Source organism: Streptococcus sp. 2022WUSS135 (assembly GCF_044427045.1).
GTDB lineage: Bacteria > Bacillota > Bacilli > Lactobacillales > Streptococcaceae > Streptococcus > Streptococcus hashimotonensis.
In genome coordinates this window covers 31,647-46,958 of sequence record NZ_JAOTGL010000008.1, presented here as the reverse complement: position 1 = coordinate 46,958, position 15,312 = coordinate 31,647, and the positions used below count along the sequence as shown (strand labels likewise).

The 15,312-nt window shown below is 41.3% G+C and carries 12 protein-coding genes; 11 read left to right on the top strand and 1 reads right to left on the bottom strand.

All coding sequences use genetic code 11. From position 1 onward, the window contains the following. Positions 1 to 4: 4 nt before the first annotated feature. Positions 5 to 781 carry a DUF2785 domain-containing protein gene (locus ODU45_RS04090; protein WP_052506925.1) on the bottom strand — a complete coding sequence of 259 codons (777 nt, stop codon included), beginning with the start codon at positions 779 to 781 and terminating at the stop codon, positions 5 to 7. Between the two features lie 54 nt (positions 782 to 835). Here ODU45_RS04090 and ODU45_RS04085 point away from each other — a divergent pair, with 54 nt between their 5' ends. The 11 genes from ODU45_RS04085 to ODU45_RS04035 all read left to right on the top strand — a co-directional run bounded on the left by ODU45_RS04085 (position 836) and on the right by ODU45_RS04035 (position 15,304). Then, the gene (locus ODU45_RS04085) at positions 836 to 1,231 is read left to right on the top strand and encodes a single-stranded DNA-binding protein (RefSeq protein ID WP_398580822.1); all 396 of its coding nucleotides are present in this window, start codon (positions 836 to 838) and stop codon (positions 1,229 to 1,231) included. A 761-nt stretch (positions 1,232 to 1,992) separates the two neighbouring features. Next, positions 1,993 to 2,274 (top strand): co-chaperone GroES, encoded by a 282-nt coding sequence (gene groES, locus ODU45_RS04080; protein ID WP_125175874.1) that lies wholly within the window; start codon positions 1,993 to 1,995, stop codon positions 2,272 to 2,274. Between the two features lie 12 nt (positions 2,275 to 2,286). Then, entirely contained in the window at positions 2,287 to 3,909 is a 1,623-nt protein-coding gene (gene groL, locus ODU45_RS04075) for a chaperonin GroEL (protein ID WP_105178931.1), read from the top strand. Positions 3,910 to 4,140: 231 nt separating this feature from the next. Beyond that, positions 4,141 to 4,554, top strand: coding sequence for a 30S ribosomal protein S12 (rpsL, locus tag ODU45_RS04070; RefSeq protein WP_002940030.1), 414 nt, complete (start codon positions 4,141 to 4,143; stop codon positions 4,552 to 4,554). A gap of 16 nt (positions 4,555 to 4,570) precedes the next feature. Next, positions 4,571 to 5,041, top strand: coding sequence for a 30S ribosomal protein S7 (rpsG, locus tag ODU45_RS04065; protein ID WP_002940031.1), 471 nt, complete (start codon positions 4,571 to 4,573; stop codon positions 5,039 to 5,041). A 430-nt stretch (positions 5,042 to 5,471) separates the two neighbouring features. Next, the gene (gene fusA, locus ODU45_RS04060; protein WP_002938501.1) at positions 5,472 to 7,553 is read left to right on the top strand and encodes an elongation factor G; all 2,082 of its coding nucleotides are present in this window, start codon (positions 5,472 to 5,474) and stop codon (positions 7,551 to 7,553) included. 981 nt (positions 7,554 to 8,534) lie between these two features. Then, positions 8,535 to 10,526, top strand: coding sequence for a M13 family metallopeptidase (locus ODU45_RS04055; RefSeq protein WP_024417078.1), 1,992 nt, complete (start codon positions 8,535 to 8,537; stop codon positions 10,524 to 10,526). Between the two features lie 366 nt (positions 10,527 to 10,892). After that, positions 10,893 to 11,903, top strand: a complete 1,011-nt coding sequence (gap, locus tag ODU45_RS04050; RefSeq protein ID WP_012775479.1) for a type I glyceraldehyde-3-phosphate dehydrogenase — start codon at positions 10,893 to 10,895, stop codon at positions 11,901 to 11,903. A 257-nt stretch (positions 11,904 to 12,160) separates the two neighbouring features. Further along, a complete protein-coding gene (locus tag ODU45_RS04045) occupies positions 12,161 to 13,360 on the top strand; it encodes a phosphoglycerate kinase (protein WP_014637337.1) in 1,200 nt (399 codons plus the stop codon). A gap of 981 nt (positions 13,361 to 14,341) precedes the next feature. After that, positions 14,342 to 14,857 carry an aromatic acid exporter family protein gene (locus ODU45_RS04040; RefSeq protein ID WP_024414154.1) on the top strand — a complete coding sequence of 172 codons (516 nt, stop codon included), beginning with the start codon at positions 14,342 to 14,344 and terminating at the stop codon, positions 14,855 to 14,857. A gap of 75 nt (positions 14,858 to 14,932) precedes the next feature. After that, a complete protein-coding gene (locus tag ODU45_RS04035) occupies positions 14,933 to 15,304 on the top strand; it encodes a MerR family transcriptional regulator (RefSeq protein WP_002940041.1) in 372 nt (123 codons plus the stop codon). Positions 15,305 to 15,312 lie beyond the last annotated feature (8 nt).

The window sequence follows — 15,312 nt, the reverse complement described above, 5'->3', positions numbered from 1 at the left end:
TCTTTTATGCTGTTTCAATTTTTCCTTCAATAGTCTGTCGGAGTTCCTCTGTCAAAACCTGATGTGAATTGAGTTGGAAGTAGAGACTAGACAGGAAATGTTGGAGATTGAGCCACCGGAAGTAGTCCAGAGGTTCTTGGTTGGGAAAGTCTAGCTTGTTAATCCATTCTGCCAGCTCCTGGCTTGACACTTTTTCATTCAGCAGGAGGTAGACAGGGATTTGTGCCAGACGGATTTCTTCACCAGCGGAGAAAACTTGCTTTTGTTTCTTTAGACAAGTGACAATAGCCTGCCAGACTTCTGCGGTTTTATCATTGGGAAATTGCTCATGACAGCTTGCAGCCAGAAGAAAATCTGCTCCGTGGGCAGCGGTATGGATCCAGCCGAGTTTTTCATCGTAGCCAGACCAGTCATCTTCAATCGTCAAATAATCCAAGGCCTGTTGGAAAAGCAGTTCGCGGTCGTCAGTGCTTAAAAATGCAGAGTACTCAGAATCTTGGTCATTGTCAACAGACAGCAGAAGACAGTAAAGCAAGCAAGTAAAACTTCGTTTTAGTGTGGAGCTTTCTAGGGAAAGGGGATTGGTTTCTTGAGAGAATTGCAGTAGCGACTGTGCTTGTTCTCTTGTAATCAAACTATTTAGAAAGATGTGGCAAAAACTAGCATAAACTAATTCATCGCGTATAGTAGGGTCTGGGTGGCCGATGTTTTCCAGCAACCAAGCCAGTTCATCATCGGTATATGGTTTAGAGGTTTGCAATTTTTCTATTAATTCTTTCATGATTTTCTTTCTTTTTATGAACTTTCTACGAATAGATAAGTAGGAGGATGTAATATGTATAATAAAACAATTTTAATCGGTCGCTTGACGGCCCAACCTGAACTCACTCAAACCCCTAATGGCAAAAATCTGACCCGTGTAACCGTCGCAGTCAATCGACGATTTAAGACAGAAAATGGTGAACGTGAGGCAGATTTTCTCAATGTTATTTTCTGGGGAAAACTGGCGGAAACACTTGTTTCCTATGGTAGCAAGGGCAGTCTGATTTCTATTGACGGTGAATTGCGGACCCGTAAATACGAAAAAGACGGCAGCAATCACTATGTGACAGAGATTCTAGGCCAATCTTTCCAATTACTAGAAAGCCGCGCCCAACGTGCCATACGTGAAAACAATACTGGCGATGACCTAGCTGATTTGGTCTTGGAAGAGGAAGAATTGCCGTTTTAATATCCGTCCCAAGACCGATGGAGAATGTTGAAAAGTAGGTTATACTATAGTCAATCCTAAATATTTTTCATATCTCCTTAAAAACGCTGACGAAAGTTGGCGTTTTTTGCTGATCATTTTCTATATTTCCACCATTCTATCAGCATGATAATTAGAGAAAGTAGGATAACTCCGTAGAAGAAAAAGATGATGTAGTGAGGGTGGCTAAAGAAAAATATCCAGACTAGCCAGAGTAAATAGGTGACGGGGCAAAAAGTCCAGTCTCACTTCTCAGAGTTCGTGTCAACATCTCAGCACAGTGGTTGATTGGGTTTAACAGTCCAGTGGACTGTTAAAGGTTGGAGATAAGATTTGCGAAGCAAATCTCAGCAATTCGTGTTTCGTACTCCAAATCTGACCTAATCAACTGTGCGGGGGGGGGAGACGAACTCTTTTTGACCAGTCGAGTTCTTTCCCATTCCCCCAAAAGCCTAATTTACGTTTTAAAAACCATTCTGCAAAACTTTCGTAGGCTGAAAATCAGCTTTCAAGGTAATCTGTTTTTAAATCTCTAAAAAATTTCATGAATACCCCCTAACTTTTTAAAAATAGTATAGCATAGTTTACCAATAATGAATAGGTAAATCCTGTCTCATACTTAAGAAGGATTTTCACGAAAAAGGAATAGAATTTTCTTGACTATTTTTGACCAAGTGATACAATAGGAAATGTGAATTAGCACTCATACATATAGAGTGCTAAAAATACCAGGAGGTGGTAGAATGTTAAAACCATTGGGCGATCGTATCGTCGTAAAAATTGAAGAAAAAGAACAAACTGTTGGTGGCTTTGTTCTAGCTGGAGCAAGTCAAGAAAAGACCAAGGAAGCAACTGTCCTAGCGATCGGACAAGGGATTCGTACCTTGAATGGTGACTTGGTTGCCCCAGCGGTGGCAGTTGGAGATACTGTTTTGATTGATGCTCACGCAGGATTGGAAGTTAAAGACGGAGACCAAACCGTTCACATCATCCGTGAAGCAGACATTTTGGCAATTGTAGAATAAAGAGGTAGGAAAATGGCAAAAGAAATTAAATTTGCAGCAGATGCACGTGAAAGTATGGTCCGTGGTGTCGATATTTTGGCTGACACCGTCAAAGTAACCTTGGGCCCTAAAGGTCGCAATGTTGTCTTGGAAAAAGCATACGGTTCACCACTCATTACAAACGACGGTGTGACCATTGCTAAAGAAATCGAGTTGGAAGACCATTTTGAAAATATGGGTGCTAAATTGGTATCCGAAGTGGCTTCAAAAACCAATGACATTGCTGGTGACGGTACAACAACTGCCACTGTTTTGACACAAGCGATTGTTCGCGAAGGCTTGAAAAACGTAACTGCAGGTGCCAACCCAATCGGTATCCGTCGTGGGATTGAAGCAGCAGTTGCAACAGCGGTTGAAGCCTTGAAAGCACAAGCGAGCCCTGTATCAAATAAAGCTGAAATTGCTCAAGTCGCAGCGGTATCTTCCCGTTCTGAAAAAGTTGGTGAGTACATTTCAGAAGCTATGGAGCGCGTGGGAACAGACGGCGTTATCACCATTGAAGAATCTCGTGGTATGGAAACAGAATTGGATGTGGTTGAAGGTATGCAATTCGACCGCGGTTATCTGTCACAATACATGGTAACAGATAATGAAAAGATGGTGGCTGAGCTTGAAAATCCATTCATCTTGATTACCGATAAGAAAATTTCTCATATCCAGGATATTTTGCCACTTTTGGAAAGCATTCTCCAAACCAATCGTCCATTGTTGATTATTGCTGACGATGTGGATGGCGAAGCTCTTCCTACCCTTGTTCTCAACAAGATTCGTGGTACATTCAACGTTGTTGCTGTTAAGGCGCCAGGATTTGGTGACCGTCGTAAAGCTATGTTGGAAGACATCGCGATTTTGACTGGCGGTACAGTGATTACAGAAGACCTTGGTTTGGACTTGAAAGATGCGACCATTGAAGCACTTGGTCAGGCTGCCAAAGTTGTGGTTGACAAAGATGGTACAACCATTGTTGAAGGTGCTGGAAATCCAGAAGCCATTGCCAACCGTGTCGCTGTTATCAAGTCACAAATTGAGGGAACAACTTCAGAATTTGACCGTGAAAAATTGCAAGAGCGTTTGGCCAAATTGTCAGGCGGTGTTGCAGTTATCAAAGTCGGTGCCGCTACTGAGACTGAGCTGAAAGAAATGAAACTCCGTATCGAAGATGCCCTCAACGCAACACGTGCCGCAGTTGAAGAAGGAATTGTTGCAGGTGGTGGTACAGCCCTTGTCAATGTTATCGATAGCGTAGCGAAATTGGAGTTGAGAGGCGACGATGAAACAGGACGCAATATTGTCCTTCGTGCCTTGGAAGAACCAGTTCGTCAGATTGCCTATAACGCAGGTTATGAGGGTTCAGTTATCATTGATAAACTGAAGAATTCAGAACTTGGCACAGGTTTTAATGCTGCGACAGGCGAATGGGTCAACATGATGGATGCAGGTATCATTGACCCTGTTAAAGTAACACGTTCAGCTCTTCAAAATGCGGCTTCCGTAGCCAGCTTGATTTTGACAACTGAAGCAGTCGTTGCCAACAAACCAGAACCAGCCGCTCCAGCTATGCCACAAGGTATGGATGGAATGGGTATGGGCTACTAAGAAATAGCAAAATGACACAGCTGATTGGCTGTGTTTTTTTCTTGAAAATTTCAAACATATCTATTTGACAATGGGTTTGGGATGTGGTACTATATTAGACGGTACTTTTTACTTTTGGTCTCTCAAGAGTGTACAGGGACGTGCTGACAAATGTTGCAAAAGTACACACAGATAGGGGTTGTCACCAATGCCCTATCACCAAAAATAAAAAATATATACAGGAGAATGTAGATGCCTACAATTAACCAGTTGGTACGTAAACCACGTAAGTCTAAAGTAGAAAAATCTAAATCACCAGCTTTGAACGTTGGTTACAACAGCCGTAAAAAAGTTCAAACAAATGTTTCATCACCACAAAAACGCGGTGTTGCAACTCGTGTCGGAACAATGACACCTAAAAAACCTAACTCAGCCCTTCGTAAATTTGCTCGTGTACGTTTGAGCAACCTTATCGAGGTTACTGCTTACATCCCAGGTATCGGTCACAACTTGCAAGAGCACAGCGTTGTTCTTCTTCGTGGTGGACGTGTAAAAGACCTTCCAGGGGTACGTTACCATATCGTTCGTGGTGCACTTGATACTGCAGGTGTTAACGATCGTAAGCAAGGCCGTTCTAAATACGGTACTAAACGTCCAAAAGGCTAAGAAAGGGGAAATATAAATGAGTCGTAAAAATCAAGCGCCTAAGCGCGAAGTATTGCCAGATCCATTGTATAACTCAAAATTGGTAACTCGTTTGATTAACCGTGTTATGTTGGACGGTAAACGTGGTACTGCTGCATCAATCGTTTACGGTGCTTTTGATCAAATCAAAGAAGCAACTGGTAACGATGCACTTGAAGTATTTGAAACAGCAATGGAAAACATCATGCCTGTACTTGAAGTACGTGCACGTCGTGTCGGTGGTTCTAACTACCAAGTCCCAGTTGAAGTTCGTCCAGAGCGTCGTACAACACTTGGTCTTCGTTGGTTGGTAACAATCGCTCGTAACCGTGGTGAGCACACTATGATTGATCGCCTTGCGAAAGAAATCATGGATGCAGCAAACAACACAGGTGCAGCTGTTAAGAAACGTGAAGATACTCACAAAATGGCAGAAGCAAACCGCGCATTCGCACACTTCCGCTGGTAATATAGGATATTTTAGCGTTAAGCAAATGCTAGCCAAAATAGGAAAAGCGACGAAGAAACTTCAGTTTCTAGGAGATTTTATCTTTTTGGCAGACATTTGTAGCTAAAATTCAACTAAGAATAAGATACGAGGACGTATAAAACGCATAGCAAAAATAGGAAATGCGACGAAGAGTCTGTGGACTCTAGGAGGATTTATCTTTTTTGCCAAGCGTTTAGTCCTAGTTCAGTTTCTAAATTGGATATATGGAAGTTAACTGAACTCAATTAGATGAAGGAACTTCGTTCAACCATCAAAAATCGGATTGAGGCTTGCCTCAGCCACTTCACACCATTAGTAAGAACTTAAGCGGGTGGGATTTGCCCACTCGCTTTTCTTAAAATATGGTATAATCAGAATAGAAAACTAAAAATATAGGAGAACAAACCTCATGGCACGCGAATTTTCATTAGAAAAAACTCGTAATATCGGTATCATGGCGCACGTTGACGCGGGTAAAACAACGACAACTGAGCGTATTCTTTACTACACTGGTAAAATCCACAAAATCGGTGAAACTCACGAAGGTGCATCACAAATGGACTGGATGGAGCAAGAGCAAGAGCGTGGTATCACAATCACATCTGCTGCAACAACAGCTCAATGGAACAACCACCGTGTAAACATCATCGACACACCAGGACACGTGGACTTCACAATCGAAGTACAACGTTCACTTCGCGTTCTTGATGGTGCGGTAACCGTTCTTGACTCACAATCAGGTGTTGAGCCACAAACTGAAACAGTATGGCGTCAAGCAACTGAATACGGTGTTCCACGTATCGTATTCGCTAACAAAATGGATAAAATCGGTGCTGACTTCCTTTACTCAGTAAGCACACTTCACGAGCGTCTTCAAGCAAATGCTCATCCAATCCAATTGCCAATCGGTTCTGAAGATGAGTTCCGTGGTATCATCGACTTGATCAAGATGAAAGCTGAAATCTATACTAACGACCTTGGTACAGATATTCTTGAAGAAGATATTCCAGCTGAATACCTTGAGCAAGCTGAAGAATACCGTGAAAAATTGGTTGAAGCAGTTGCTGAAACTGATGAAGAATTGATGATGAAATACCTTGAAGGTGAAGAAATCACAAACGAAGAATTGAAAGCTGCTATCCGTAAAGCAACTATCAACGTTGAATTCTTCCCAGTATTGTGTGGTTCAGCCTTCAAAAACAAAGGTGTTCAGTTGATGCTTGATGCGGTTATCGACTACCTTCCAAGCCCACTTGACATCCCTGCTATTAAAGGTGTGAACCCAGATACAGATGCTGAAGAAGAGCGTCATGCATCAGATGAAGAGCCATTTGCAGCTCTTGCCTTCAAGATCATGACTGACCCATTCGTAGGTCGTTTGACATTCTTCCGTGTATATTCAGGTGTCCTTAACAGCGGTTCATACGTATTGAACACTTCTAAAGGTAAACGTGAGCGTATCGGACGTATCCTTCAAATGCACGCAAACAGCCGTCAAGAAATTGAAACTGTTTATGCAGGTGACATCGCCGCTGCGGTTGGTTTGAAAGATACTACAACTGGTGACTCGTTGACAGATGAAAAAGCAAAAATCATCCTTGAGTCAATCCACGTTCCAGAACCAGTTATCCAATTGATGGTTGAGCCTAAGTCTAAAGCTGACCAAGACAAGATGGGTATTGCCCTTTCTAAATTGGCTGAAGAAGATCCAACATTCCGCGTTGAAACAAACGTTGAAACTGGTGAAACAGTTATCTCTGGTATGGGTGAGTTGCACTTGGATGTCCTTGTTGACCGTATGCGTCGTGAATTCAAGGTTGAAGCAAACGTAGGTGCTCCTCAAGTATCATACCGTGAAACATTCCGCGCTTCTACACAAGCTCGTGGTTTCTTCAAACGCCAGTCTGGTGGTAAAGGTCAATTCGGTGACGTTTGGATCGAATTCACACCAAACGAAGAAGGTAAAGGTTTCGAGTTCGAGAATGCTATCGTCGGTGGTGTGGTTCCACGTGAATTCATTCCAGCGGTTGAAAAAGGTCTCGTAGAATCTATGGCTAACGGTGTTCTTGCTGGTTACCCAATCGTTGACGTTAAAGCTAAGCTTTACGATGGTTCATACCACGATGTCGATTCATCTGAAACAGCCTTCAAAGTGGCAGCATCTCTTGCCCTTAAAGAAGCAGCGAAATCAGCTCAACCAACTATCCTTGAGCCAATGATGCTTGTAACAATCACTGCACCTGAAGATAACCTAGGTGACGTTATGGGTCACGTTACTGCACGTCGCGGTCGCGTTGATGGTATGGAAGCTCGTGGTAACACACAAATCGTTCGTGCTTATGTGCCACTTGCTGAAATGTTCGGTTACGCAACTGTTCTTCGTTCAGCAACACAAGGTCGCGGTACTTTCATGATGGTATTTGACCATTACGAAGATGTACCAAAATCTGTACAAGATGAAATCATTAAGAAAAACGGTGGCAATGCATAATTGCCTATCTACACCTACCTTCGGGTAGGTGTTTTTTGGTACGACGGATATGTCACACATCTGAGCGTGATACTCATACTCTTCGGAAATCAAAATTATCCGTTGTCAACTTGCCTTGATGAACTCCAGTTCTATCTTCGGCTTCGTTTCCTAGGCTACTTTTGATTTTTATTGAGTATCAGTAGTTTATCTTTGATTACTTCGACGAGCGATGAAACTTCGTTTCCCTATTTTCAACTTCGAACACTTCACTGGAGTATTTGAACTCGCTTTGCCGTACTTTACAGAGGTGATTCGCGAGGCAAGTCTTATTTCTAACTTAGAACAGCCTAAAGGCTGTTCTAGCAACCTGCAGCTATTGAGGCGAACTTGCTTCGCCCTATCTCTAGCCTTCAAAGGTTCCCTGAACCTTTGAAGTGAGTGCTAAAAACAAACTAAACGACTAAAAAATAGGTATCCGTCAGATCCTTTTTGGAAATATACAATGAGAAAGCTACAATTTATAAAAAAATACCCTAATTTAGGTGTGGATGGCTAACAAAAGATCAGGGTTTGCTATTTTGGGATTTCATTGGGTATAAGATTCCTGTTGCCGATGAACTCAACAGTGACTTCTAGGTCTGGCTACTGTGAAATAAACGGATTAAAACGGTCTGTGAATAGATTGTTTTAGCTTAATAACTTGAAATTAGGAATTGTTGCTGAACTCTTTTGACCGTTCGAGTTCTTGCCTACTCTCACTCAATTTGCTAAAATAAATGTTTTAAATTATTTAGAATTACTTTGTTTGGGAATGGTTACAAAAAATAAGAGAATTAATAGATAGGCTACAGAAGAAAAGCAGATATAAATGTTAGAATCCTTATAAGGTAGATCGATGAAAGAGTAGTTTAGGACCGCTAATTACTAAAGGAGGATGCTTGTATGGTGATGAAATAGTGGTACTAAGCACATTAACAATAAAAAGAAAGGACAGAAACCATGAGAAAAAAATTAAAATTTTCATTAGTAGCAGTCGCCTGTGCGACATTTTTGACAGCCTGTGGCACAAGTAATTCCTCGGCTCCCAAAGCAGGTGAAGCAACACCACAGACGGATTTTCATTCTTATATCAATGCGCAATGGTTGAAAGATACAAAATTAGGTGCCGGTGAGTCGCAAATAGATAATCTGAGTCAACTCTCTGAGAAAACGCAAGAAGCAATCCAGGAGATGATTGACCAGCTGGATATGGACTATTCCAAGCTGCAAGCTGGTAGTGATGAGAAAAAACTTATTGATTTTTACCGATTGGCAGCCGATTTTGATACTCGCAACAAATTGGGGTTAGAGCCTATCAAGCCTTATTTAGAGGAGATTAAAAAAGCCTCTACCATGGAAGAACTCAACAAGATTCTGGTAGCCCTATACGGCAAAAACATCCGCAATTTGCTTCATATAAACGTTACTCAAGATATAAAAGACAGTAACAAAAACACCATCTACGTTGACCCTCACAAGTTAAGTTTTCCAAAAGAAAATTATGATGGCACAGATGAATTTTCACTGAAAAACCAAAAAGCCTTTAAAGCCTATCTGCAGGAAGTGTTTAGCTTGGCAGGAGAATCCTCAAAAGAAGCCTCTTCTAAGGCAGACCTCCTCTTTAATTTGGAAAAAGAGATGGCTGCAGTGCAACGGCCAAAAGAAGAAGCCAATAACTTTGAAGCCATGTATAACGAGAAGACTTGGGATGAGGTCAAAGCACTGGTTCCCAACCTACCGATTGCTGAGTTGGTTTCTGAGTTAGGACTTCAGAATGCTCCAACGACAGTCGTATCAGAACCAGATGCTCTAAAAAAATTAAATGAACTCTATCAAGAAAAGAATTTAGACGCTCTTAAAGCCCTGCTCCAATATCGTGTGATTGCCCATTACAATGATTATCTGTCAAGCAATTTAATCGAGGCAAAAGCGAAATACGACGGCGTAGCAACTGGTGCGGTAGATACTCCGAGTCAGGAAGAAGTTGCTCAAGCGGCCATTGATGCAAATTTCTCCGATATGATTGGCAAAGTTTACGTTAAACACCATTTTTCAGAAGAATCCAAGGCTAATATCCTATCTATGGTTCAAGAGATTAAAGCGACTTATGCAGAGCGAATCAAAGCAGTGCAGTGGATGTCTGAAGAAACCAAGATGCGGGCCTTGAAAAAACTAGATACATTGGTTGTTAAAATCGGCTATCCAGACCAGTGGAAGGATTACTCACAACTTGCTATCCAATCCAAAGAAGAAGGAGGAAGTCTTCTTTCTAACTTCGATATGGTAAAAACACTTGAATTGCGTGAAGAGATGGGGCAATTTGGCAAGCCTTTTGATAAGTCGCAGTTCGGCATGCCTTCTCACACGGTGAATGCCTATTACAGCCCAACTAACAACGAAATTGTCTTTCCAGCGGGGATTTTACAGGCTCCTCTCTACGATCCAAAAGCTAGTCCCGAAGAAAATCTGGGTGGAATCGGGGCTGTTATCGGTCATGAAATTTCCCATGCCTTTGATAAGGCTGGTTCTCAATTTGATGAAAAAGGGAACCTTGTCAACTGGTGGAAACCAGAAGACCTTGAAAAATTTAATAAAAAGGTTCAACAGGCAGCAGATATCTACTCTAAATTGGAAGTGGCTCCGGGCTACTATGTCAATGGCGAAATTTCAACCGGTGAAATCATGGCGGATCTCGGTGGTTTAACGGTTGCCATTGATATTGCTCAGAAAAAAGGCTACAATACGAAGAAAGTCTTCGAGTCTTATGGTAAAGCATGGCGTGAAGTCACCACCAAAGAATTTGCTATTGCCAGCATCAGCGACGAACATCCACCAGCTAAATATCGGGTTAACAACATTGTCAACCAGATTGATCAATTCTATACAGACTTCAATGTCAAAGAAGGGGATCCAATGTATGTGAAACCAGAAGACCGCTTACGGGTGTGGTAAAAGATTATAGAGGTGTCTGCGGTCCAAAATGGGCGGTAGACACTTTTTTAGGTAAAAAATAGAAGTAGTAGTAAACCAAGAATCGTTAAAAAATGTGTCGAGGTATGGCAATGCTATTAAGTTAAGTATTTAACCAGTCATAACCACCCGAGAGAACGCATGGCTATGATTTTTAGCTTTTATTTTTTGGCCTTCTATTTTTTACATAAGATGAACCGGTAAGCAGTTGCAATTTTCGGTAAATAGTTATATAATAAAAACGTTGAAAAGATGCTTGTAGGCTTACAAGTTAATATTTTCACAAAAGGATTAAAAGGCTTGCCTTTTAAAATAAAGAACTCGATTTTCATAAGGAGGAAATCATTCATGGTAGTTAAAGTTGGTATTAACGGTTTCGGACGTATCGGTCGTCTTGCTTTCCGTCGTATCCAAAACGTAGAAGGTGTTGAAGTTACTCGTATCAACGACCTTACAGATCCAGTAATGCTTGCACACTTGTTGAAATATGACACAACTCAAGGTCGTTTCGACGGTACTGTTGAAGTTAAAGACGGTGGTTTCGAAGTTAACGGTAAATTCGTTAAAGTTTCTGCTGAGCGTGAGCCAGGAAACATCGACTGGGCTACTGATGGCGTAGATATCGTTTTGGAAGCTACAGGTTTCTTTGCTTCTAAAGAAAAAGCTGAGCAACACATCCACGCTAACGGTGCTAAAAAAGTTGTTATCACTGCTCCTGGTGGTAACGATGTTAAGACTGTTGTTTTCAACACTAACCACGACATCCTTGATGGTACTGAAACAGTTATCTCAGGTGCTTCATGTACTACAAACTGTTTGGCACCAATGGCTAAAGCTCTTCACGATGCATTTGGCGTTCAAAAAGGTTTGATGACTACAATCCACGGTTACACTGGTGACCAAATGGTTCTTGACGGACCACACCGTGGTGGTGACCTTCGTCGTGCACGTGCTGCTGCTGCAAACATCGTTCCTAACTCAACTGGTGCTGCTAAAGCTATCGGCTTGGTAATCCCAGAATTGAACGGTAAACTTGACGGTGCTGCACAACGTGTTCCAGTTCCAACAGGTTCTGTAACTGAATTGGTTGCAACTCTTGACAAGAAAGTAACTGCTGAAGAAGTAAACGCTGCTATGAAAGCTGCTGCTACTGAATCATTTGGTTACACTGAAGACCAACTCGTATCTTCAGATATCGTAGGTATCTCATTTGGTTCATTGTTTGATGCAACTCAAACTAAAGTTATCGAAGTTGATGGCGAGCAATTGGTTAAAGTTGTTTCATGGTACGACAACGAAATGTCTTACACTGCACAACTTGTTCGTACTCTTGAGTACTTCGCAAAAATCGCTAAATAATCCTTAGTGAAAATCGAAGAGGCTTCGGCCTCTTTTTTGTTTTGATTGCTGAAATATAGCTGTTTCCTTATGCTAAGAAGCAAGGGTGGTATAAGTAGTTGTTTCTGATTTGGCAACTTTAGAATTTGAAAAATCTGATTACGAGGTGATAGTTTTAGATTTCCTAACATTTGTGAAAAAAATATCTTTATGCAAGAAAAAATACAGAAAATATGATACAATGGTAAAGTAAATATAATTTAAGGAGTTCTTATCTAATGGCAAAATTGACTGTTAAAGATGTAGAATTGAAAGGCAAAAAAGTTCTTGTTCGTGTGGACTTCAACGTGCCTTTGAAAGATGGCGTTATCACTAACGATAACCGTATTACAGCAGCTCTTCCAACTATCAAGTATATTCTTGAGCAAGGTGGACGTGCAATTCTTTTCTCTCACCTTGGTCGTGTGAAAGAAGAAGCTGACAAAGAAGGTAAATCATTGGCTCCTGTAGCAGCTGACTTGGCAGCTAAATTGGGTCAAGACGTTGCTTTCATCGCAGGTGCTACTCGTGGTGCTGAATTGGAAGCAGCTATCAATGCTTTGGAAGATGGACAAGTGCTCCTTGTTGAAAACACTCGTTTCGAAGATGTTGATGGTAAGAAAGAATCTAAAAACGACGAAGAACTTGGTAAATACTGGGCTTCACTTGGTGACGGTATCTTCGTTAACGATGCATTTGGTACTGCACACCGTGCACACGCATCAAACGTTGGTATCTCAGCAAACGTAGAAAAAGCAGTAGCTGGTTTCCTTTTGGAAAACGAAATTGCTTACATCCAAGAAGCTGTTGAAACTCCAGAGCGCCCATTCGTGGCAATCCTTGGTGGTTCAAAAGTATCTGATAAGATCGGTGTTATCGAGAACCTTCTTGAAAAAGCAGACAAAGTTCTTATCGGTGGTGGTATGACTTACACATTCTACAAAGCTCAAGGTATCGAAATTGGTAACTCACTTGTAGAAGAAGATAAATTGGATGTAGCAAAAGCACTTCTTGAAAAAGCTAACGGTAAATTGATCTTACCAGTTGACTCAAAAGAAGCTAACGCATTTGCTGGATACACTGAAGTTCGTGACACTGAAGGCGAAGCAGTTTCAGAAGGCTTCCTTGGTCTTGACATCGGTCCTAAGTCAATCGCTAAGTTTGACGAAGCTTTGACTGGTGCGAAAACAGTTGTTTGGAATGGACCTATGGGTGTATTTGAAAACCCAGACTTCCAAGCTGGTACAATCGGTGTAATGGACGCGATCGTGAAACAACCAGGTGTGAAATCAATCATCGGTGGTGGTGACTCAGCAGCAGCAGCTATCAACCTTGGCCGTGCAGACAAGTTCTCATGGATCTCAACTGGTGGTGGTGCATCAATGGAACTTCTTGAGGGCAAAGTGCTTCCAGGACTTGCAGCTTTGACAGAAAAGTAAGTTCAATGGACTTGAAGGCTAAAATGCAACGGATTTCCGTTGCATTTTGTGCATCGCGTAGAGTTTCTACGAAGCTAAGCGAGTTAGAAAGTCTAGCAAGGTGAAAAGTATTGCCTGGTCTCCGCAGCTCTTACTGAAAAATAGGCGGTAAGTCAGCTCAAAATATCTGGGGGATATTTTGAGGTTGGAAATAGAAGAAGCGAAGCTTCTGTCAAAAATGATTCCGTAGCTTGTCACTTTGTTTTTATTGGGTGACAGCTTCAAATAGTCCACTGGACTATTTGAACCCCACAAGGCTGAATAGGTTGGTCACAAGCGTAGCAAAGTGAACTGCTATTCAGTTACTGCGTATGAACGACGAAAAGAGTTGGGAGACCAGCTCTTTTCTAGTACAAAGGCTAGATTTTCTGTGAACCTAGTGAGTTTAGAAAATCAGCCTAGGTAAAGGCTAAAATGCAACGGATTTCCGTTGCATTTTGTGCATCGTGTAGAGTTTCTATGAAGCTAAGCGAGTTAGACAGTCTAGCAAGGTGTACTTCCAGGGCTTGCGGTGCTTACTGAAATGAAAAATAGGCGGTAAGTTAGCTCAACATATCTGGGAGATATGTTGAGGTTAGAAATAGAAGAAGCGAAGCTTCTGTCAAAAATGATTTCGTAGCTTGTTGCTTTGTTTTTTTCTTGGTGCTAACTTCAAATAGTCCACTGGGCTATTTGAACCCCGCAAGGCTGAATCTTGGTCACAACTGCCATTCAGCTACTGCGCACAAAATATAAAATGCAAAAATAGACGTTGTTTTTTTGCAGCGTCTATTCGTTTATCTTACTTCTGGGTTCCTTCTTGCAGCTGATTTAAAGTGGCAGATTATTGGTTTTTTGAAAAGCTGGCGTGAACAGGTGGCTTTTCCAGTCGAGCTTAGGAGAAAAGAAAAGCTGGGCAGGTATTTGCTATTCTATTTTCCGAAATCATGTTAGAATAGAGGTATGTTAAAAAAATATACATTTGATCCAAAGAAATTTCGGTTGGGGATGCGGACGTTCAAATCGGGTTTGGCAGTCTTCCTAGTTATTCTTTTGTTTGGTTTTATGGGGTGGCAAGGGATTCAGATTGCGGCTTTGACGGCTGTGTTTAGTTTACGAGAAGACTTCGATCAGAGTGTCCATTTTGGAGCTTCTCGTATTCTGGGTAATTCTATTGGTGGTTTTTATGCGCTACTTTTCTTTATTTTGGATAGGTTATTCTTAGATCATTTTTGGGTAACTGCGGTTTTTGTTCCAATATTTGTCATGTTAACGATTATGACAAATGTGGCGATGAATAATAAAGCGGGAATTATTGGTGGAGTGTCAGCTTTATTAATTATTACATTGTCTATTCCTGCTGGTGATACGATTCAATATGTGTTTATTCGTGTGTTTGAAACTTTTATCGGAGTTTTCATTGCGATTCTAGTTAATTATGATGTGAATGTTATAAAAAAACGTTTTCAGGATAAATGATGTCACAAAATATAACATCGCCTATTGACCTCAAAAAAAAATTCTCCTATAATGGTAGGCAGAAAGGAGTTCGTTATGAGAGAAAAAGAGTTTCGTCGTTCCTTAGCCATCTTTCCGATCGGTAGTGTGATGAAGTTGACAGATTTAACTGCTCGTCAAATTCGTTACTATGAAGATCAAGGCTTGATTAAGCCCGATCGCAATGAAGGGAATCGTCGCTTGTATTCTCTAAATGATATGGACTTACTTTTAGAAATCAAGGATTTTTTGGATGAAGGTTTGAATATTGCTGCGATTAAGAAGGAATATGCAAATCGGGAAGCGAAAGCTAAGGTCCAAAAACAGCAGAAAACCTTGACTGATGAAGATGTCCGTCGTATCTTACATGATGAATTCAGTCGTCAGGGACGATTTTCAAGTCCTAGTTCCATTTTCCGTTCGTCGTAATTAGCTTT